Here is a 21,288-nt window from a genome sequence, read left to right as displayed (position 1 = left end):
TCCCAGGTGGAGGCCAGGTCATGGTCTCCCTCGGAGAGGTGGAAGATGATGGGCGCGCCGGAGGACTCGCGCAGTTGGGCGAGCCGCCGCAGCAGGGCGTCCCCGCTCGTCCACGAGGCGTGGAAGCCGAGCGCGCCGCGCACCAGCGGGTGCGAGGCCCGGCGCCGCACGAAGTCGGCATTGGCCTCCGCCTGGGCCACGGCCTTGTCGGCGCCATCGAGGGTGTGGGTGGCATGGCTCGTCACCAGCCGCAGGCCGAGCTGCTCGGCCGCGCGCGCCTGGGCCTCGAGCCCTCCGGCCACGTCGGCCGGGCAGGACAGGTGCTCCACCGCCAGGGTGACGCCCGAGCGCAGCGCCCGGGCCATCGCGAAGCGGGAGAGCACCTCCACGTCCGTGGCGGTGAGGTGCGAGGACAGGCGCCGCTCATGCTCCAGTCGGAACTTGGGCGGGTGCAGGAGGAGTTCGCCCGAGGCCGGCACGAGCAGGTCTCCCACCAGGTGCGAGTGGCAGTCCACCAGCCCCGGCGTCACCAGCCGACCGCGACAGGACACCTCCCAGTCGCCGGGCAGTACGGGCACCTCGGCGTCGGGGGAGACGCGGCGGATGCGGCCATCCTCGATGACGATGGCCATGCCAGAGCGCCCGCGACCATCCGCGCGGAAGATGGAACAGTTCTTGAGGACCAGGCGGCCTTCCATGGAGTCGCGAGTATACGCATGGAGTGCCGCCGGGGGAGCGAGACTCTCCTGCCCCCATACTCAGAAGAGGCGGAGCTGGGACTTGTCCTCCTCGTCATCCTTGGAAGTGCGGGCGGGCAACGGGTTGAAGCCGTGCTTCGTCACCCACTCCTGGGGGGGCCCGGCCCAGCGGAAGCGCTCCAGGCGCACCTTGCCCTTCTCGTCGAACTCGACGCCCTCGGCCACCAGCAACTCCCGCTGGCCATACCCCTGCGTGCTGATGCCTCCTGATCGGTTGATGATGCGCTGCCAGGGCACCTTGGCGGCACGGGGCCCCAGGTCGCCCATCGCGAGCCCCACGATGCGCGCATCGCAGCCTCCCCCCACGATGATGGCGATGTCGCCATAGGTGGATACCTGGCCTCGAGGCACCTGCTCGACGACCTGGTAGATGCGCTCGAAGAACCTTCGCTCCTGCGTGGTGATGGTGATGATGGACATGTCTTCTCCCGTCAGGTGACAGGTACTACCTCAGAGGACAGGTCCAGGGGAAGTCGGTACTACGTCCGCCGTCAGGTGCCCAACCCCACGCGATGGGTCCAGGTACCCGGGTTCGAGCCGTGGGTCAGGCGGTCTTGTCCGGCAACTTGCTGAAGTCGCTCCGAGCGTTCCCGCCCTGGCGCAGCAGCCAGCGCATGGCGCCCGGCGCGTAATCGAAGAGGAAGTAGAAGACGCCCAAAGAGCGGGGCACGTCCAGGATGAGCGTCCGACGCTTCATCCCCCGGAGGATGGCCTCGGCGATGTTCTCGGGGGAGAGCGGCGGGACGAAGTCCGCCATCCGGGGCATGCGCGAGGACGGCACGTGCTTGCGGAAGAACTCCGTGCCGGCCACCGCTCCGGGGCGGACGAGCATGACGTGCAGGGGCGTGTGGGCCAGCTCCGTCTGCAACGTCTGCGTGTAGCCGCCCACCGCGGCCTTCATCGCCGCGTATGCGGCGGACGAGCCCCCCGCGAACACGCGACCCGCGGAGGAGCCGACGTTGACGATGTGGCCGTAGCCCTTCGCCTGCATGGAGGGAAGCACCGCCTTGGTGGTGTAGACGATGGCGTTGAAGCCCACCTCCATCGTCCGCTCCACGTCCTCCACGGACATGTTGTTCACGTCGTCCCACCGGATGAAGGCGGCGTTGTTGACGAGCACGTCGATGTGGCCCGCCTCCTTCAGGATACCGGCGCACCACGCCTCCACCTGACCCCGGTCCGAGACGTCACAGCGGGAGAAGTGGAAGCGCTCGGCCTGGCCAAGCCCGGTGACCTGCTCGCGCGCCGTCCGCAGGTTCTCCTCGGAGATGTCGCACACGTACACCGTGCCACCGGCCTCGGCGAGCCGCCGCGCCGTCGCCCAGCCAATTCCCTGGGCCCCACCCGTCACCAGGCACACCCGATCCTTCAAGAAGTCGTTCGTCATGGAAGATCCACGTTGAGAGTAGAGCGGCCCATCGACCAGCCGGTCGGCGGGCGGAAGGCCGTTGATTGTGCCACAGCGGCTCGATGTCCACCGTGGTGTGCGTCGTCGGTAACACCACGAGGGGGGGACAAGATGACTCGAGCTTGGATGAAGGCGGGCATGGGTTTGCTGCTCTGGGGAGGGCTCTGCGTGGGGATCGCGGCACGGCAGGCAAGCGCGCTCGCCCAGGAGCCAGAGCGTCAAGAGGCTCCACGGATCTGTGATCCAACGGCGATCCAGGAACTCGAGGAAGCGGCCCGGGCGCTCGTCGTGGCCGAGGGTTGCACGGAGGTCAGCCAATGCCGCACCGCCCCGGTGGGAGTCCGGGCCTGCGGTGGGCCAAGGGACTACATCGTCTACTGCGCGGAGACCACCGATGAGCAGCGGCTCCTGCGGGCATTGGATCAGCTCGCGAGGCGAGAGGAGCGGTTCAACCGCCAGTGCGACATCTTCTCCATCTGCATCTTCACGCCGCCACCGGAGGTCGAGCTGGTGGAGGGCGTGTGCCAGGCGGTGACGCCTCCGACAGAGATCCTGCCGTAAGGGCCCTGGCTCAGAGGCCCGGGGGAAGCACGACGGGGCCGGTAGATCTTCCCGGCGGGGGTGCTCCCCTTGCTATTCTCGCCCCGTCCCATGAACACACGGAGACGACAGAGCCGCCTGCTCGCGGTGGTGTTGCTGCTGTGCGCCGCCTGCACGCCAGCGCCCCAGGCCCCTCTCCGGGTGGGAACCGTCCCCTGGCCCGGCTACGAGCCCCTCTTCCTGGCCCGCGAGCTGGGCCTGTTCCCCGCCCAGCGCGTCCATCTCGTGGAGTACGTGACCTCCGCCCAATCCGTGAGGGCGTTCCGCAACGGTGCCATCGACGCCATCGCGGCCAGCCTCGAGGAGGCCCTCCTCTTCGATGAGCTCGGCCATGAGCCGCGGGTGGTGCTGGTGTTCGACGCCTCTCACGGGGCGGACTGCCTGATGACCCGACCCGAGGTGGCCGGGCTCTCCGCGTTGAAGGGCCGGCGGGTCGGGTCCGAGGACTCGATGCTCGGCCTGTACATGCTCAACCGGGCCCTCCAGGAGACGGGGCTGCGGCGCGAGGACGTGCGGCTGGAGTTCAGCCCACTGGAGACGCACGTGGAGGCGTACCAGCGGGGCGAGCTGGACGCGGTGGTGACCTACGAGCCGTACTGCCAGCAGCTGGCCGACGTGGGCGCGCGCAGGCTCTTCGACAGCAAAAACATCCCCGGGGAGGTCGTCGACGTCCTGGTGGTCCGCCAGAGCGTTCTCGAGGCCCACCCCGAGCAGGTGGACGCGCTGCTGCGCGGCTGGTTCGCGGCCCTCGCCTGGACGAGGGAGCACCCCCAGGAGGGCGTGCGACGGATGGCGCGGCGGCTCGACCTGGACGCGGGGCGGTTCCAGGAGACGCTGTCCGGACTCCAGCTCATGGGCGAGCACGAGCAGCACGCCCAGCTCACCGGCCCCCGCCCCCGGCTGTACGACAGCATCGAGCGGCTGGGGGAGCTGCTGCGGCACCACCAGTTGCTGCGCAAGCAGCCAGAGGCCTCGCGGCTGCTCGATGACGGCCCCCTGCTGCGGGTCTCACCATGAGTTCCCCGGTGAAGGCCCGGCGCGTCGGATGGCACCGGCTGCTGTCGCTGCGGCTCCTCGTCCCGCTCCTGCTGCTGGCCTATGCCTGCTTCTTTGGCCTCTACACCCTGCACCGGGACCTGGGCCTGAGGGAGCAGCAGGTGGAGGAGCACGCGCGCGAGGACGTCACCCTGCGGATGACGCTCCTCCAGGGGACGCTCGACTACCTGCTGCGCACCGATCAGCTCGAGGCGGTGCGCGAGGAGGTCGCCGGCCTGGGCTCCAATCCGGACCTGCGGGTGGGCCTGCTGCTGGATGACCAGCAGACGGTGATGGCCTCCACCCAGCTCGCCCTCATCGGCCGTCCGGCGAAGGAGGCGTGGCCGGAGCTCACGCGACCGGAGGCCCTCGCCCACATGGAGTCCGCCCGGCGGAGGATGAGCGGGCAGGTGGAGATCAGCGCGGATGGGACGCGGGTGGAGGGCTACTACCCGGTGATCCTCGGCACGCTGGACGCGGGGCGGCGGACGGGGATGCTCTACCTCCAGCACGACCTGTCCCAGCTCAAGGCCGCCCAGCACCACCGGGCCGAGCGCTCCGCGCTGCGCGCCAGCCTCCTGCTGGGGTTGATCGCCGGGCTGACGGGGCTCGTCTTCCACTTCGCCCTCGGGCAGCGCGTGCAGCGCCTGGAGTCCGCCGCCCGCCGGTTGGCCGGAGGGGAGCTGGACGTGCGCGCCGGGCTGCGCGGGGTGGACGAACTCGGGACGTTGGGCCGCGCCTTCGACGAGATGGCCGAGCGGATTGGCCAGGACCAGGAGGCCCTGCGACGCTCGGAGGCCAGCTTCCGCACCCTCATCGAGCGCACCCCGGACGCCATCATCGTCCACCGGGAGCACAGGGTGCTCTTCGCCAACCCGGCGGCCGTCGCCCTGCTGGGCCATGAGCACGAGGAGGCACTGCGCGGCCGCGAGGTGGAGAAGCTGCTCATGCCCGGAGAGCAGGCCGCGCTCTCGGAGGCGGGCGAGGCCGGCGCCGCCCGGGAGGTGCGCTTCCAACACCGCGAGGGCCAGCAGATATTGGGGGAAGTGGTGACGTTCTCCATCCCCTTCGACGGCCAGCCGGCGGTGGTGTCCATCGCGCGCGACATCACCGAGCGCAAGCAGGTGCAGGAGAAGCTCCGGGCCACGGACCGCATGGTGTCGCTCGGCACGCTGGCCGCGGGCGTGGCCCACGAGCTCAACAACCCCATCGCCTACGTGCTGAGCAACCTGCGCTTCGCGGTGGACGAGCTGGACGAGGTGGGCAAGGAGGGCAAGCCCCTGGAGGGCGAGCGGGCCCAGGAGGTCCACCAGGCGCTCCGCGAGGCCCTCGACGGTGGGGAGCGCATGCGCAACATCGTGCGCGACCTGAGGAGCTTCTCGCGGCGGGAGGACGAGCGCTTCGGCCCGGTGGACATCCACGCGGTGCTCGACTCGTGCGCCAGCCTGGCCCGCAGTGAGATCCGCCACCGCGCGCAACTGGTGAAGGAGTACGGGGAGCTGCCGCCGGTGCTCGGCAACGAGTCGCGGCTCGGACAGCTCTTCCTCAACCTGCTCGTCAACGCCGCCCAGGCCATCCCCGAGGGGGACGCGAAGGGCAACCGGGTGCGCATCGCCACGACACGCGCCGGGGAGGGCGAGGTGGTGGTGCTGGTGGAGGACTCGGGGGTGGGCATCCCCCCGGAGAACCTCCAGCGGCTGTTCAAGCCCTTCTTCACCACCAAGCCCGTGGGGGTGGGCACCGGGCTGGGCCTCTCCATCTGCCAGGGCATCGTCACGGCCATGGGCGGGCGCATCGAGGTGTCCAGCGAGGTCGGCCGGGGCACGACCTTCCGCGTCTTCATGCCCGTGGCGCCCCGGGCCTCGGACAGGTAGGCGACGCCCATCCTCTGGTAGACTCCCGGCGAGATGACGTCGCCGAGTTCCTCCGCCGCGTTGACCCCGTCCGCCGCTCCGACCCACACCCTGTCCTTCCAGGGGCTGTGGCTCTTCTCCGCTCGGAGGGATGGGCTGCTGCTGCTGATCCCCCTGGCCCTCACGGTGCTGGCCTGGGTGCTGAGTACCCTGATGGAGCCCGTCTCCGGCACCGTCAACCGGATGGCCATCTGGACGGCCCAGTACATCCTCGGCAATGGCACCCACGTGGTGCTCACCTTCCTGCTCTTCGCCGTGCACCGGGACGTGCTCACCGCGGAGCCTCGCCAGCCCCGGATGGTGCTGCTCGGCAGCCTGGGGATGCTGGCCGTGGGCGGGCTGATGTTCGCCCTCTACTATGTGGACGCCCGGGGCTACGCCATCGTGGTGGGCGTCCTCTTCAACGTCTTCGGGCTCCACCACACCTTCTCGCAGTGCAAGGGCTTCTGGTCCCTGCACATGCTGCGCGGACACCAGGCGGGAATCTCCGCGCCCGCCCCGCTCGAGCGGCGGCTCCAACAGGCATTCGTCCCGTTGATGCTGGTGCTGGTGCTGGTGCGCTTCTTCTTCGTCGCCGAGACGGACCGCCCCGGCGACACGCCCTACCTGGACATCCACCAGGGCGCTCTCCTGCCCCACGGCGCGCTGGCGCTCCTGCTGGCGGTGTGGCTGGGCTACTTCCTGCTGCTGTTCCGCGCCGTGCTGCGCTCCGGGACGGCCAGCGGCCCCAAGGTGCTCTACCTCTTCACCGTGGCCCTGGGCACGGGGCTCTCCCTGATGGCGCCCTCCTGGGGCAACGTGATGCTGCCCGCCCTGCATGGCCTCGAGTACTACCTGCTCACCGCCCGGATGCTGGAGCCTCGCGAGGGAGATCCCCCCTCCCGCCTGGGGCGCGCCTTCATCTGGCCCGCCATGGTGCTGTCCATGCTGCCCCTGGTGGCGCTGGGCGTGGTGCACCTCGTCATCTCCGGGCCCGTCACCGGCACCGTGAGCGCCGCGGGCGCGGACCTGAGGTCCCACATCGTCCTACGTGGGCTCACCACGCTGAGCCTCGGCGTGGTGCTCGCCCACTACTTCGCCGACGCCCTCATCTACCGCTTCCGCATCCCCAGCATCCGCCGCGTCATGCTGCGCCGGCTGGGCTTCACCGGCTGAACCCCGCAAACACGAAGGGCGGCCCCTGGTGGGACCGCCCTCGGGCGAAACCGGAACCGCGCGAGTCTTACTCCTCGGCGTTGTTCTGGCCGAAGGTCTTCAGGTCCTTCGTCTTCAGGTCCTCGCTCGCCATCTTCGCGCCGCTCTCCACCTCGGTCTCACCGGCCAGCGCGTCGGCCGAGGCGCCGAACAGGCGGCGGATGTTGTTGCCGAAGAGGGTGATGACGCCGATCGCCGCGATGGCGATCAGGGCGACGATGATGATGTACTCGGTCATGCCCTGGCCACGGCGCTGCTTGCGGAGCTGCTTCTTCAGGTTCTTGCTGGTCATGGAAGTCTCCTGGGGGTGAGCGGAGGCGGGGTGGCCACCACCGACGATGCGAACCGTACCCGCCTCCCCGCCCGTTCAACATCCGTCATCGGGAGGATGATCGCACTTCCCCGGGTTTTCTTGGACTCGGGCCTTGACGGGCTTTCGTGGAGGCCCCAACCGTCAGCTGGCGAACAGTCGAGCGTCCGCCGGAGCCGCTCCCCAGGTGGGGAGGACGCCAAGTAGCGGATTCTAAAGGGAAACCACATCACCGTGTGGGGGGACAGCGGGGATGGCGATTCGTTATGTTTCGCACCTGTGCCCATGAACCACCACCTTCTCCAAGCCGCCCAGCTCTCCTGGTCTCCCAGCCTGCACGTGACGCGCGCGGAGGGAGACTGCGAGACGGTGCTGCACCGTCCGGCCTCGGAGCTCAAGGAGCGGCCCCTCCATGTGGCGTTGGGGATCAGCGCCGACAAGGCGCGTGAGCTGGACGCCCTGGCCCGGCGTGACGCCCGCGCGACGGAGTTCTTCTATGGCCAGCTCGGCGCGGGGGACCCGGTGCCGCTGCGGCTCACGCTCGGCCTGGACGGGGGCGAGGCCACCGCGGGGGTGATGGAGCTGCGCGCGCTGCTGGACGGGGCGCCGCCGGTGCAGCTCTCCGGGCTCGCCTCGCAGCTCAGCCACGAGCTGCGCAACCCGCTCAGCTCCGTGAAGATGGCGGTGCAGACGCTGGCGCGCAACACGGGCCTGTCCGAGAGGGACCAGCGCCGGCTGACCATCGCCAACCGGGAGGTGCGCACCCTGGAGCGGATGCTGTGGATGGTGTCCGAGTACGGCCGGGACACCACGCCCAACCTGGAGCAGCACCCGCCGCGCTCGCTGGTGCAGGAGGCCCTGGCCATGGTGGCGCCGGAGATGGCCGAGCGCCGCGTGGAGGTGCGCGTGGACGAGGCCCCGGACGTGCCCCGGGTGAAGGTGGACGCGGGGCGGCTGCGGCCGGTGCTCGCCCAGGTGCTGCTCAACGTGGCCATGGGGATGCCGGAGGGTGGGAACGTGGAGGTGGCCATCCGCCCGGGTCCCGAGGGGCGGGTGCTGCTGCTGCTCAACGACCCGGCCGGTGAGCTGGCCGAGACGGAGCGGGCCTCGCTCTTCGAGCCCTTCGAGTGCGGCCTGGCGCGCGGGGCGGGGCTGTCGCTGGCGGCCCTGCGCCGCGTCCTGGTCCACCAGGGGGGCGACGTGTGCGCCGAGCCCCTCGCTGGAACGGGCGTGGTGTTCACGCTCACCTTCGCCGCCTGACCACCATGGAGACGCTCCTCATCGTCGACGACGACCTCTCGCTGCTCGAGTCCTTGAAGATGCACTTCGAGGACATCGAGCACGATGGGGCTCCGCGCTATCAGGTGGTGACGGCGACCAGCGCCGCCGGGGCGCTCCGGGTGGCGAGCGAGGTCATGCCCGGGGTCGTCATCCTCGACATGAAGCTGCCGGACCGCACGGGCCTGGACATCATCGAGGAGATGAAGAGCCTGTGCGGGGACGCGCGCATCATCCTCGTCACGGCCTTCCACGACATGGAGACCACCATCCGGGCCATGAAGGCCGGGGCTTTCGACTACATCCACAAGCCCTTCCCGGATCTGGCCGCCCTGGACATCGTGGTGTCACGCGCCCTGGAGTACCGGCAGCTGTCGCGCCGCGCGGCCTCCATGAGCGTGGAGAGCGCCGTGGCGCGCCTGGGCGACATCGTGGGCACCAGCGGGCTGATGCAGCAGCTCGTCAAGGAGATCGGCAAGGTGGCCGCCAGTCGCGCCACCGTGCTCATCAACGGCGAGAGCGGCACGGGCAAGGAGCTCATCGCCCGCGTCATCCACAACTACTCCTACGACGAGCCCAAGCCCTTCATCGGCATCAACTGCTCGGCCATCGTGGACACGCTGCTGGAGAGCGAGCTGTTCGGCCACGAGAAGGGCGCCTTCACCGGCGCCACCGGCCTCAAGCCGGGCAAGTTCGAGCTGGCCGAGGACGGTACCGTCTTCCTCGATGAGATCGGCGACATGTCGCTGATGCTCCAGGCCAAGCTGCTGCGCGTCCTCCAGGAGCGCGAGTTCGACCGCGTGGGCGGCGTCAAGAAGATCAAGCTGCGCGCCCGCATCATCGCCGCCACCCACCGCAACCTCTCCGACGAGGTGGCCTCCGGGCGCTTCCGCGAGGACCTCTACCAGCGCCTCAAGGTGATTACGCTCTTGATTCCCCCGCTGCGCGAGCGGCGCGAGGACATCCCCTCCCTGGTGCACCACCTGCTGGAGCGCATCAACGAGAAGGTCCACAAGCGCGTCACCCGGGTGCCGCCCGAGGTGTTGAACCACCTCATGCGCCTGCCCTGGCGGGGCAACGTGCGCGAGCTGGAGAACGTGCTGACGCGTGCGGTGGTGCTCGCCCCGGGCGAGGTGCTGCTGTCGGACAACCTGCCCGCGCTCGAGCCCGTGCAGCCCGAGCCCGGCCAGCCCAACGGCCATGGCCACACCGCCGGGGGCTCCGCCCTGCCCAACTTCCTCGTCTCCACCATTGATGACCCCAGCCGGATTCCCACCCTGGATGAGGCCGAGCGGATGCTCATCGAACTGGCGATGAACGTGACCAAGGGTCACAAGGGCAAGACGTGCCAGATCCTCGGCATCAGTCGCCCCACCCTGGAGCGCAAGCTCCAGAAGTACGCCGGTCGACAGGATTCGCAGGCTTGAGCCGCGAAGGCCCTGTTCCGGACAATGTCACCCGTCCGACAAGAGCCCGCACGATTTGAACGTTTCGTTTAACTTGATCAGACTGTTTGAACGTTCTGTTTCAGGTTTCGGACACTCGGAAGGTAAGAAACCGGGGGTGTAGCGCCAAGTAGCCGTCATTCCAGGGTTTTTCGCGTCTTGGGCTGAAGCGTTCGGGTTGGCACAAAGCTTGGAGAGGGACTGTTCCGTCCGCAGCACAGCAGCCTCCCCTTCAACCGCCTGCAGGAGAACCCACCATGCACGGTTTCAATCGTCCCCTCGGTCCTATCGGCTCCAACGTCGTTGCTCCCATCCAGACCACCTCCTCCGGCATGCTGGTGACGGCGAACAAGCTGATCCCCGGCCAGGAGGCCATCGACTTCAAGGGGTACTTCAAGGTCGAGTCGTTCCCGCACAACTCGGTCATCTACCGCCCCGGCGACACCACCGACCGCGTCTACCTGCTCAAGACGGGCCGCGTGCGGCTGATGCGGCTGGGCAAGAACAGCTCGCGCTCCGTGGTGAGCATCCTGCGCCCGGGCGACCTCTTCGGTGAGCTCTTCCGCCCCGAGGGCACCCCGGTCGAGGAGATGGCCATCGCCTCCGGTGAGGCCGAGGTGTGGAGCATCGAGGGCCGCGACTTCCGCGCCCAGCTCGAGGCCCGTCCCGCCCTGGCGGTGGACGTGGTCCGCGCCTACGCCGAGCGCGTGCGTGCCCTGCGCAAGCGCGTGCTGGGCCTGACCTTCAAGGAAGTGCCGGCCCGCCTGGCGGACACCCTGCTGACGCTGGCGGAGGCCCACGGCGAGCGCTGCCCGCACGGCGGCGAGACCGACCTGCGCGGCATCACCCAGCAGGATCTGGCGGATCTGGTGGGCGCCTCCCGCTCGTTCGTCTCCACGCTCATCAACGAGATGAAGCGCGACGGCGTGCTGGGCAACGTGGGCCGCATCCTCTGCATCCGCGACCAGAAGGCGCTGCGCAAGCTGGCCTCGAAGGAGAAGTGAGCAGCGCCCTCGCCTACCTCCTCCCCTCCGGGGGAGGGGCGAAGGTGAAGTGAACAGGAACAACCGGCCTCCACCCCCGGGGTGACGAGGCCACGAGAGCCCCGGCTGCCTCCCGTCTCACGGGTGTGGCGCCGGGGTTCATCATTTCGTGCGGTACGTGTGTCTCGGGGCTTGCCCTGTCCGCCCGGGCGACCCAGCATGCGCGCGCCCGTGACGACACCGCCCTCCGAGTCCTCCGCTCCCCACCGCACGTACACCGAGCGCCGCACCACCGCCGAGGCGGAGCTGAAGCGGTTGGATGCCGTCAGCGCGCGCTACGCCAACCTCCGGGCCCTGGTGGTCCTCGCGGGTGGCGCGGTGGCCGCGCTCGTTTTGTTCAACCGGCTGCCCAAGCCCTGGTGGTGGGCCTCCGGGGCGGCGCTCGCGGTGTTCGGGGTGCTGGCGGTGCTGCACCACCAGGTCTTCCTGCGCGAGGAGCGGCAGCGGCTGTACGTGGCGCTCAACGAGCGGGGGCTGGCGCGGCTGACGCGCGGCTGGCACGACTTCGCCGAGCGGGGGGAGCGCTTCCTCGCGGGCTCTCACCTGTACGCGGCGGACCTGGACATCTTCGGCCAGGGCAGCGTCTTCCAGCTCATGAACGAGACGGCGACACGGGCGGGCGAGGAGCGGCTCGCGGCGTGGCTGTCCGGGCCAGCGCGGGAGGAGGCGGTGCGAACGCGGCAGGGCGCGGCGCGCGAGCTGGTGCCCCGGTTGGACTTCCGCCAGGACGTGTGCGTGGAGGCACGCACGGTGGCGAAGGAGAAGGCGGACCCAGGCCTCTTCATCCAGTGGGCGGAGAGTGGGCCGTCGCTCACGGGCATCCGGTGGGCGAGGCCGGTGGCGGTGGTGCTGCCGCTGGTGACGCTGACGCTCTTCGTGCTGGGGCAGCTCGAGGTGGTGCCCCGGTCGCTGTGGTGGGGCGGGCTGCTGGCGCAGCTGGCCGTGGTGCAGGCGACGCGGCGCCCGATCCGGGAGATGGAGGAGCGGATGACCGCGGGGGAGCGTGGCTTCGTGCGCTACGCGCCCGTCTTCGAGCGGGTGGAGGGAGAGCGCTTCGAGCACCCGGAGCTGCGGCGGCTCCAGTCGGGCCTCCAGGGAGAGGGCACCGGGCAGGTGTCGGCGAGCCTGAAGCACTTCAGCCGGCTCTACGCGCTCGTGGAGCTCAAGCGGAACCAGTTCCACCCGGTGGTGAACCTATTCACGCTGTGGGACGTGCACGCGCTGTTCGCGCTGGAGCGGTGGCGGGAGCGGCACGGAACGCGGGTGCGCGGCTGGTTCGAGTCGCTCGCGGAGCTGGAGGCGATCTCCTGCCTCGCGGGGCTGGCGTATGACCGGCCGGGCTTCATCTGGCCCACCGTGGAGGGAGAGGGGCCCAGGGTGAGGGCCGAGGGGCTGGGGCACCCGCTGCTGGAGGAGCCGGTGCTCAACGACGTGGGGCTGCCGGGGCCGGGGTGCGCGCTGCTGCTCACGGGCTCCAACATGTCGGGGAAGACGACGCTGCTGCGCGCGTTGGGGACGAACGCGGTGCTCGCGCTGGCGGGAGCGCCGGTGTGCGCACGGACCTTCTCGCTGACGCCGCTCCAGGTGCTGACGAGCATGCGGGTGAAGGACTCGCTGGAGCGGGGCGTCTCGTACTTCTACGCGGAGGTGCAGCGCATCAAGGCCGTGCTGGACGCGGCGGCCGCGGCCAGGGGCCAGGCGCTGTTCCTGCTGGATGAGATTCTTCTCGGGACGAACACCCGGGAGCGGCAGATCGCCTCGCGCGAGGTGCTGCGGCTGTTGCTGGCCACGGGGGCGTGCGGCGGGGTGACGACGCACGACCTGTCACTGGCGAATCTGGCGGAGGAGTACGCCGGCAAGGTGGTGAACATGCACTTCCGCGACCACCTGGAGAACGGGAAGATGGTGTTCGACTACCAGCTGCGCTCGGGGGTGGTGGACACCACGAACGCGCTGCGGGTGCTGCGGATGGCGGGCGTCCCGGTGGAGGACCCGGGACAACCCCCCTCCCCCGCCGCGAGCTGAGCTCAGTCCTGGGGGGCCAGGGCCCCTCGAAGGCAGGGCACCGGAAACACCACGGCCCCTCCTGGAGTGCCAGGAGAGGCCGTGTGCGGTACGACCAGGCGGGCGTTGACTACTTCGCCACCTCGACGAGCGCCGCGGCGCCCATGCCACCGCCGATGCACATCGTCACCACGCCGTAGCGGCCGTTGCGACGCTTCAGCTCGCGCAGGATGGTGGCCACCAGACGGGTGCCGGACACGCCCAGGGGGTGACCCAGGGCGATGGCGCCGCCGTTCGGGTTCACCTTGTCGAGCGAAATCCCCAGCTCACGGATGCAGTGCAGCGACTGGGCGGCGAAGGCCTCGTTCAGCTCGAAGACGTCGATGTCCTCGACCTTGAGGTTGTTCTTCGCCAGCAGCTTCTTCACCGCCGGCACCGGGCCCACACCCATGATCTCCGGCGGCACGCCGGCCACCTGGTAGTCAAGGAAGTAGCCGAGCGGCTTGATGCCCAGCTGCTGAGCCTTCTCCTCGCTCATCACCACTGCGGCGGCCGCGCCGTCCGTCAGCGGCGAGGAGTTGCCCGCCGTGACCACGCCCTTCTGGTTGAAGGCGGGCCGCAGCTTCGCCAGCCCCTCCAGGGTGGTGTCCGGCCGCAGGATGGTGTCCACCGAGACCGTCACCTGCTGCGCCTTGCCCTCCTCGTCATAGACGGTGGTGGTGACGGGGAAGATCTCCTCCTTGAACTTGCCCTGCTCGCGGGCGGTGGCCGCCCGGCGCTGGCTCTCGTAGGCGAACTTGTCCGCGTCCTCGCGCGACACGCTGTAACGCGAGGCGATGTTCTCCGCGGTGGCGCCCATGGAGGTATAGACCTCGGGGAACTTCTGCATGAGCTCCGGGTTGGCGCTCACCTTGTTGCCGCCCATGGGGATCATGGACATGGACTCGGTGCCACCGGCCACGGCGACCTGGATCATCCCCGCCTTGATGGCCTGCGCCGCCTGGGCGATGGACTGCGTGCCCGACGAGCAGAAGCGGTTGATGGTCATCCCCGACACGGTGGTCGGCAGCCCCGCGAGCAGGGCGGCGTTGCGGGCGACGTTCATCCCCTGCTCCGCCTCCGGCATGGCGCAGCCGAGAATCACATCCTCGACTTCCTCGGGCTTCAGGCCGGGCACCTGGGCAACGGCCTCCTTGATGGCGAAGGCCACGAGGGTGTCGGGCCGGGTGTCCTTGAACTCTCCCTTGTGCGCGCGGGTGAACGGGGTGCGCACCGCGCTGGCAATCACGACTCGACCGGGCATCTGTCTGTCTCCTCGCCCGGGGGGTAACCCCGGGCGTCAAAGTCTCGAATCACTGGATGACGTGGAACTAGCCGTAACGCCTCTGCCTCAGTTGCGCAGCGGCTTGCCCTTCTCGAGCATGAACATCAGCCGGTCCTGGGTCTTCTCCTCGCCGCACAGGCTGAGGAACGCTTCCAGCTCCAGCTCCAGCAGCCGCTCCTCGGTGACGAGCACGGACGAGCTGGTGTCGCCGCCGGTGAGCACCCGCGCCAGCTTCTGGGCGATCTTCCGGTCATGCGCGGAGACCTGCCCGTTGAGCTCCATGTCGTAGAGCATCATGTCGATGGTGGCGAAGCCGCTGGGCCCGGGCAGGCGGAAGCGCGTGGGCCGGGGCGCGCGGAAGCCCGAGTTGGCCATGCCGAGCACCCGCTGCTTGGCGTCCGAGAGCAGGAAGTCGCGGTTGGCGCTGATGCCATCGTTGGCCGACAGGAAGCCCAGCTCGCGCGCCTCCTCGGCGCTGGTGGCCACCTTCGCGGTGCCGATCGACAGGAACACCTTCTTGATGAAGGGGAACGGGTCGAAGTCCTTGTCCGCCGCGTACGCGCCGTACACGTTGCGCAACAGCTGCATGGTGCCGCCGCCGCCGGGGATGAGACCCACGCCCACCTCGACGAGGCCCATGTACAGCTCGGCCGAGGCCTGGATGGCGTTGCCGCCCATGGCCGACTCGGCGCCGCCGCCGAGCGTCAGGTTGAAGGGCGCCGTCACCACCGGCACCGGGCTGTAGCGCATGCGCTGGTTGGCGGCCTGGAAGCCCGCCGCCATCTTGCGGATGGCCTCGAACTCGTCGCTCTTGGCCGCCATCAGCAGCGCCATGATGTTGGCGCCCGCCGAGAAGTTCGCCCCGTCATTGCCGACGACCAGGCCGCGGAAGTTCTTCTCCGTCTCGTCCAGGGCCGTGTTCATCATGGCGATGATGTTGTCGTCGATGGAGTTCATCTTCGAGTGGAACTCCAGCAGCGTCACCCCATCCCCCATGTCCCACAGGGTGGCGGACTCATTGCCGGTGATCTTCTTGTTGCCGCGCTTGAGGTACTCCACGCGCGAGGTGCGGACGTTCTCCGGCACCACCTTCACGGACTTGCTGGGGATGTCCCAGTAGGTGTCCTTGCCGTTCTCCACGCCGTAGAAGGACGTGCGGCCCGAGGCCAGCATCTGCTCCACCCAGGCGGCGGGCTTGAGGCCCAGTTCCTTCATCCGCTCCAGGCCCTTCTTCACGCCGTAGGCGTCCCAGGTCTCGAAGGGCCCGAGGTCCCAGGCGAAGCCCCAGCGCATGCCGCGGTCGATGTTGACCACGTCGTCGGCGATCTCCGGAATCCGGCGGCTGGCGTAGGCGAGCACGTCGAGGGTGATGCGCTCGGCGAACTTGCCGGCCTTGTCCTGGCCGTTCATCACCGTGACCACGCGCTCGCGCACGTTCTCCACGTCCTTGGCGGCGCCCAGCGACTCGTAGCGCACCTTGGCCTGGGGCCGGTACTCCAGCGTCTTGAGGTCCAGGGCGAGGATGTCCTTGCCCCCGGCGCTCTTGTCCTTCTTGTAGAAGCCGCCGCCGCTCTTGTCGCCGAGCATCCCCTTGGCGACCATCTTCTGGAGGAAGTCGGGGATGGCGAAGACCTCACGCTCCTCGTCCTGGGTGAGCGTGTCGTAGCAGTTCTTCGCCACGTGGCTGAAGGTGTCCAGGCCGACGATATCCGCGGTGCGGAACACGGCGGACTTGGGGCGGCCCATGGCGGGGCCGAAGATCTTGTCCACCTCCTCGATGGACAGCTCGGCCTTCTGCATCTCCGAGATGGTGCGCATCATCCCGTAGGTGCCCACGCGGTTGGCGATGAAGTTGGTGGTGTCCTTGCCGTAGACGATGCCCTTGCCGAGCACCTCCTCGCCAAAGCGGTGGATGCTCTTCACCACCTCGGCGTCCGTCTCCGGGCCGGCCACGAGCTCCAGGAGCTTCATGTAGCGCACGGGGTTGAAGAAGTGGGTGACGAGGAAGCGCTTGCGGAACTCGGCGCCGCGGCCCTCCAGCATGCCCTTGATGGACAGGCCCGAGGTGTTGGAGCTGACGATGGCGTCCTTGCGCGCGTGCTGCTCCACCTTGGCGAACAGGGCCTGCTTGACGGCCATGTCCTCCTTGACCACTTCGATGACCCAGTCGCACTCGGCGAGCCGGGCCAGGTCGTCCTCGAAGTTGCCCACCTCGATACCGGTGAACACCTGCTCGGACATGATGGGGCTGGGCTTCTGCTTGCGCATGTTGGCCAGCGCCCCGAGGGCGAACTTGTTCCGGAAGGCCTTGGAGGCCGTGTCCTCACCGGGCCCCGCCTTGGGCGGAACGATGTCCAGGAGGAGCGCGCGCACGCCCGAGTTGGCCAGGTGCGCGGCGATGCCGCTGCCCATCACGCCCGCGCCCAGAACTGCCACTTTGCGGATCCGCGTCGTCATCGAAAGAGGCTCCCAACGTGAAAAAGGATGGCAGGAGACATTGCGCCGGTTGACTCAAAAGTCAACCGACTCTTGGCCCCCTCCTGTCCACCCGTGGAGGGTAAGGTGCGTGCCCCCATGGCCCGACTCGATCCCCACTCGTACAACGACGACACTCAACCCGAGACCGAGAGCCTCACCTGGAAGGCGCGCGTGGACTTCCATACCCGCCGCCTGCATGCCGAGGCCACTCTTACCCTCAAGGAGAGTTCCGCCGGACCGCTAGATCTGGACACTCGGGACCTGGAGATCCGCTCGGTGGTGGACGCCGAGGGCAAGCCGCTGCCCTTCCTGGTGTCTCCGCCCGAGCCGATTCTGGGCAGCCGCCTGAGGGTGGAGCTGCGCCCCGGGACGAGGCAGCTGACCGTCCGCTACCGGACGTCGCCGCGGGCGAGCGCGCTCCAGTGGCTGACGCCGGCGCAGACGGCGGGGGGCCAGTACCCGTACCTCTTCAGCCAGTGCCAGGCCATCCACGCACGCTCGGTGGTACCGCTCCAGGACACGCCGCGAATCCGCATCCGCTACCGGGCGGAGCTGACGGTGCCCAAGGAGCTGAAGGGGGTGATGGCGGCGGGCTTCACGGGGCGCGAGGAGCAGGGCGTGGAGGCGGTGGAGCGCTACGAGATGCCGCAGCCCATTCCCCCGTACCTTCTGGCGTTCGCGGTGGGGCGGCTGGCGGCGAAGGAGCTGGGGCCGCGCTCGCGCGTGTGGGCCGAGCCCGAGGTACTGGAGGCGGCGGCCGAGGAGTTCGAGGACGTGGACTCGATGCTGCGGGCGGCGGAGGCGCTCTTCGGGACGTATGACTGGGAGCGGTTCGACCTGCTGGCGATGCCGCCGTCCTTCCCGTACGGAGGCATGGAGAACCCGCGACTGACGTTCCTCACGCCCACGCTGCTGGTGGGGGACAAGAGCCTGGTGAGCGTGGTGGCGCACGAGCTGGCGCACTCGTGGACGGGCAACCTGGTCACCAACGCATCGGCGGAGCACTTCTGGCTGAACGAGGGCTTCACGGTGTTCGCCGAGCGGCGCATCGTCGAGGCGCTCTACGGGCCGGACGTGGCGATGCTGCACGCGGCGCTGGGGCGGAAGTCGCTGGAGGAGGCCACGCACCACTTCCGGGCGCACCCGCAGCTCACGGCGCTGCGCACGCACCTGACGGGGGTGGATCCGGACGAGGCCTTCTCGCAGGTGCCGTACGAGAAGGGATACCTGCTGCTGCGAGCGCTGGAGGACGCGGTGGGCCGGCCGGCCTTCGACGGCTTCCTGAAGCGCTACCTCGAGGCGCACCGCTTCCAGGCGCTCACCACGGAGCAATTCACCGCCTTCGTGGAGAAGGAGCTGCCGGGGGCGCTGGCGAAGGTGGACGCGGACGCGTACCTGAACCAGCCGGGGATTCCGGCGGGCGCACCGGTGCCGCGCTCGGAGCGACTGGAGCGGATGACGCGGATGAGGGGCACGGTGCCCTCGCCGGGGGACGTGAAGGACTGGACCCCGGCCGAGTGGCAGCTCTACATCGAGTGGCTGCCGCAGGGGACGTCGCGGGACGTGTTCCGGCAGTTGGACGAGCGCTTCCACCTGACGAAGAGCCAGAACTCGGAGGTGCTGGTGGCGTGGCTGGCGGCGGCGCTGAAGGCGGGCTGGGAGCCGGCGCTGGGGCGCACCGAGGCCTTCCTGGGCGAGGTGGGACGCATGAAGTACCTCAAGCCGCTGTACGGGGCGCTGGCGGCCTCGTCACAGGGCAAGGTGCTCGCGCGCGGCCTGTTCAAGCGCTACGCCGAGCGCTACCACCCCATCGCCCAGGCCGCCGTCGAGTCCATTCTCAACCGCGCGTAGTTACAGACCACCGGGGCGGCGGATTCGATCCCGCCGCCTCCACTACCGGCATGCCCCTGAGTTGGTACAGGGGCGGCCAATCAGGTCCAGGGCCAACAATCGTGGCTCAAGAAAGTGATCATTGTTGACCTGCCGTCCGAGCGGCGAGCAGGCAGAGAGTCTTTCGATGGCACGTGACTGGGTGAACGAGGTACGTGAGGCAATGCAGGTGCCGGAGATGCCCAACATCTTCGTGCTCGGATCATTCGAGCGGCGAGTGACCATCTACTCTCAACAGGTCCGAGCCCTAAACTTGCTCAGTGCACTCCTCCACTTGGACCAGATCGGCAGCGGCAAGCACGTCGCCGTCATAGGGGCGGGAGTCGCAGGGCTGACCTTCGCTGCGGCTGCGGCGCGCAAAGGTGTCGATGTGACGGTGCTTGAGAAAGAGGATCGCCTCCTCCCACTCTTCAGGCATGCGCCCAACCGATGGCTGCATCCGCGTGTGTACGATTGGCCGATGCCGGGCTGGAACCACTCTCGCGCGGGCCTACCCGTGCTCGATTGGGAAGCAGGGACGGTAGCGCAGGTCGCACATCAATTCGAGGAGGGATGGAAAGGCATCCTCGCAGAAGCCGGGCCACGCATCCACGAGTTCTACCACGCGCAGGAGGTCAAACTTCTGCCAACATCGAACGAGGTGTGGGTTTCGTGGAATGAGCGACCGCCTAACCGAAGGCCTGTGCCACACGGACAAGCTTTTGCAATCGTGGTCCTCGCTGTGGGATTCGGCCTAGAGGAGACCGCTCTACCAAGTCGCAGGGGTTATTGGGAACCGGACGATCTCGACTCCACTAATGGGTTTCTGCCCAGCAGGGACGAACCGCAAACTTGGCTCGTTTCAGGAAGCGGAGATGGAGCGCTGACAGACCTATTGCGCCTCTGCATTGTCAGTTTCCAGCACGATCAGATGGTGAATGATTTCATCTCCAACCCAAGCATCAGCCCGATCGTTGAACAGATACGAAAGATTGAGGACAACCCCCGTGCCCGCGATCCGAATCAACCGCGCTTTTTGCACGAAGCCTACCAGGAACTCAAGGCTCAGTTTGTGGTCGAACTCCTCCAGAAACGGCAGCGCGAGGACACGCGCGTAACGCTCAACGCGGAGAACCCCTTCTATTTCCAGCGGGATAGCTCTGTCCTGAATCGGTTCCTCGTCGCACAACTCCGTCACGCCGGTGGATTCGAGTTCGTGCCCGGCAAAGTCGTCGACGTGCGCGAAGAAGGGCGGAAGTGGCGCGTCGAATTCGACGATCGAACGGTGAAGTTCATGGATCGTATCGTACTTCGTCACGGGCCGAGACCGACAGCGATGGAGGCGTACTTCCCGGCCATCTGGGATGCATGCAAAGCGAGGCGCGATTATTGGAAGCAGGCCCCCCACCTTCTCGATCAAACACGGAGACGGTATTGGGAAGAAGGTGCTTTTGGCACGGAGGAACGCTTGGATGATCATCACACACACGCCTCCGTCCCTGAAAAACCACTAAAAAAGACAGAGGGGAGCGCCCAGAAAACTGAAGACACACATACAAGCAATATACCTTCCCTATCAGTTCTCCCTGACTCGGCGGATGACATTCATCCACAACTGATGCCTGAACAATCCCAACAGGCACCAATCCCACCTCACCTCCAAGCGGAAGACCATGACTCCGAGTTGCCACCTGCCCCTCCCTCCAGAGCCTTGGCGCAACTCTTGCCTGAGGACATTGCCCGAAGGGCTTTGGCCAATATTGATCATCAGAAAAAGATCATGACTTCGGTTGCAACCAACGAAGAGCGCATTGGAGATGTTGAGCACAAATACACACGCAGAGCACGGCGTCTCAGGTCCCAACTCAAAATGCTTGGCCTGGAAGATCCAAACCCATACGACAGCCTTTGGTCATGGCATGAGCGATGGAAGAATGGACCCGGTCTCGGCACCTACGCACTGCGTCGACAGCACGTCATTGACATCTACAAGAACCTTGTTGCTGAGCTTATCCGCCGAGCATAGAAGCATAGAGAGGTGATGAGCCCTGCCCAAGAGGGTGTCAAAGACCTTGAGCGACCCGGCACGGATACGTGGGGGAAGGAGAAAAGAGGAAAGCTCACCGAGATATCCCTCCGCGTCCACTGAGCCGTCGCCTCTCGGAACGCCACGACAAAGGCACGGTACTGCACGCGTGGCTCCGTTAATGCTTGGCGCGTGGAGGCATGCCCTAATGGCCGAGGGCTGCGCTTGAGGCGCTCGGGCTCCCGAGAGGGTGTCCCGAGAGGGTGTCCCCGAGAGGGTGTCAAAGAGTTCGAGCGACGCGACCCGGCACGACACGCGGCGGGAAGGAGTAGAGAGGAAAGCTCGCGGTGAAGTCCCCCCTCCTCCACAGAGCTGCTGCCTCTCGGAACGCCGCGACGAAAGCCCGGTACTGCTCGCGCAACTCCCTCAGCGATTGGCGCGTGGAGGCATGCCCCAACGGCCGCGGGCTGCGCTTGAGATGCTCGGGCCGGGTATGCGGGTGCTGGGCCCTCACGGCTCGCGCCCCCAACACTGGTTTGGCCCGTGCGCGAGCCTCGGCTTCCACCTCCTCCACCAGTCCCCGCACCGCGCGCTGCCTCCCCT

At 68.1% G+C, this 21,288-nt stretch carries 16 protein-coding genes and 1 pseudogene; 10 read left to right on the top strand and 7 right to left on the bottom strand.

The window, feature by feature from the left end; all coding sequences use genetic code 11:
* The 3 genes from VF794_RS20250 to VF794_RS20240 all read right to left on the bottom strand — a co-directional run.
* On the bottom strand, positions 1 to 698 hold a 698-nt coding region (locus VF794_RS20250), incomplete at its 3' end, for an amidohydrolase family protein (protein WP_331112843.1).
* A 60-nt stretch (positions 699 to 758) separates the two neighbouring features.
* Positions 759 to 1,178, bottom strand: coding sequence for an MGMT family protein (locus VF794_RS20245; RefSeq protein WP_331112841.1), 420 nt, complete (start codon positions 1,176 to 1,178; stop codon positions 759 to 761).
* 124 nt (positions 1,179 to 1,302) lie between these two features.
* Entirely contained in the window at positions 1,303 to 2,145 is an 843-nt protein-coding gene (locus VF794_RS20240; protein WP_331112839.1) for an SDR family oxidoreductase, read from the bottom strand.
* A gap of 159 nt (positions 2,146 to 2,304) precedes the next feature.
* Between VF794_RS20240 and VF794_RS20235 the strand changes: the two genes are divergently transcribed.
* The 4 genes from VF794_RS20235 (at position 2,305) to VF794_RS20220 (ending at position 6,869) form a co-directional block, all read left to right on the top strand.
* On the top strand, positions 2,305 to 2,727 hold the full coding sequence (locus VF794_RS20235; RefSeq protein WP_331112838.1) for a hypothetical protein: 423 nt from the start codon (positions 2,305 to 2,307) through the stop codon (positions 2,725 to 2,727).
* 90 nt (positions 2,728 to 2,817) lie between these two features.
* A complete protein-coding gene (locus VF794_RS20230; RefSeq protein ID WP_331112837.1) occupies positions 2,818 to 3,783 on the top strand; it encodes an ABC transporter substrate-binding protein in 966 nt (321 codons plus the stop codon).
* Positions 3,780 to 5,675 carry an ATP-binding protein gene (locus VF794_RS20225; RefSeq protein ID WP_331112836.1) on the top strand — a complete coding sequence of 632 codons (1,896 nt, stop codon included), beginning with the start codon at positions 3,780 to 3,782 and terminating at the stop codon, positions 5,673 to 5,675. The genes VF794_RS20230 and VF794_RS20225 overlap by 4 nt, the downstream gene beginning before the upstream one ends.
* 33 nt (positions 5,676 to 5,708) lie before the next feature.
* On the top strand, positions 5,709 to 6,869 hold the full coding sequence (locus tag VF794_RS20220) for a hypothetical protein (RefSeq protein WP_331112834.1): 1,161 nt from the start codon (positions 5,709 to 5,711) through the stop codon (positions 6,867 to 6,869).
* Between the two features lie 67 nt (positions 6,870 to 6,936).
* Here VF794_RS20220 and VF794_RS20215 read toward each other — a convergent pair whose 3' ends face one another.
* Positions 6,937 to 7,200, bottom strand: a complete 264-nt coding sequence (locus VF794_RS20215) for a hypothetical protein (protein WP_331112832.1) — start codon at positions 7,198 to 7,200, stop codon at positions 6,937 to 6,939.
* A gap of 303 nt (positions 7,201 to 7,503) precedes the next feature.
* On the opposite strand from VF794_RS20215, the gene VF794_RS20210 reads away from it, so the two are divergent.
* The 4 genes from VF794_RS20210 (at position 7,504) to VF794_RS20195 (ending at position 13,009) form a co-directional block, all read left to right on the top strand.
* On the top strand, positions 7,504 to 8,478 hold the full coding sequence (locus tag VF794_RS20210; protein ID WP_331112830.1) for a sensor histidine kinase: 975 nt from the start codon (positions 7,504 to 7,506) through the stop codon (positions 8,476 to 8,478).
* Positions 8,479 to 8,483: 5 nt separating this feature from the next.
* Positions 8,484 to 9,923, top strand: a complete 1,440-nt coding sequence (locus VF794_RS20205) for a sigma-54 dependent transcriptional regulator (protein WP_331112828.1) — start codon at positions 8,484 to 8,486, stop codon at positions 9,921 to 9,923.
* 275 nt (positions 9,924 to 10,198) lie between these two features.
* Entirely contained in the window at positions 10,199 to 10,945 is a 747-nt protein-coding gene (mrpC, locus tag VF794_RS20200; RefSeq protein WP_204226939.1) for a Crp/Fnr family transcriptional regulator MrpC, read from the top strand.
* Between the two features lie 198 nt (positions 10,946 to 11,143).
* Positions 11,144 to 13,009 (top strand): MutS-related protein, encoded by a 1,866-nt coding sequence (locus VF794_RS20195; RefSeq protein ID WP_331112825.1) that lies wholly within the window; start codon positions 11,144 to 11,146, stop codon positions 13,007 to 13,009.
* Positions 13,010 to 13,118: 109 nt separating this feature from the next.
* On the opposite strand, the gene VF794_RS20190 is transcribed toward VF794_RS20195, so the two are convergent.
* Together VF794_RS20190 and VF794_RS20185 are read right to left on the bottom strand one after the other, a co-directional pair.
* Positions 13,119 to 14,291: a thiolase family protein gene (locus VF794_RS20190; protein WP_331112823.1), complete on the bottom strand. Its 1,173-nt coding sequence runs from the start codon at positions 14,289 to 14,291 to the stop codon at positions 13,119 to 13,121.
* An 87-nt stretch (positions 14,292 to 14,378) separates the two neighbouring features.
* Positions 14,379 to 16,769 carry a 3-hydroxyacyl-CoA dehydrogenase/enoyl-CoA hydratase family protein gene (locus VF794_RS20185; RefSeq protein ID WP_331112822.1) on the bottom strand — a complete coding sequence of 797 codons (2,391 nt, stop codon included), beginning with the start codon at positions 16,767 to 16,769 and terminating at the stop codon, positions 14,379 to 14,381.
* 117 nt (positions 16,770 to 16,886) lie between these two features.
* Between VF794_RS20185 and VF794_RS20180 the strand changes: the two genes are divergently transcribed.
* A complete protein-coding gene (locus VF794_RS20180; protein ID WP_331112820.1) occupies positions 16,887 to 18,641 on the top strand; it encodes a M1 family metallopeptidase in 1,755 nt (584 codons plus the stop codon).
* Positions 18,642 to 18,807: 166 nt separating this feature from the next.
* Complete coding sequence (locus VF794_RS20175) at positions 18,808 to 20,685, top strand: FAD-dependent oxidoreductase (RefSeq protein ID WP_331112818.1); 1,878 nt, start codon at positions 18,808 to 18,810, stop codon at positions 20,683 to 20,685.
* A 280-nt stretch (positions 20,686 to 20,965) separates the two neighbouring features.
* Here VF794_RS20175 and VF794_RS20170 read toward each other — a convergent pair.
* Positions 20,966 to 21,288, bottom strand: a pseudogene (locus tag VF794_RS20170) (hypothetical protein); the annotation flags it as partial.

This window comes from Archangium sp. (assembly GCF_036389735.1).
In the GTDB taxonomy this organism is placed as follows: domain Bacteria; phylum Myxococcota; class Myxococcia; order Myxococcales; family Myxococcaceae; genus Archangium.
The sequence above is the reverse complement of the archived record's forward strand: the minus strand, read 5'-3'. Positions and strand labels throughout refer to the sequence as shown.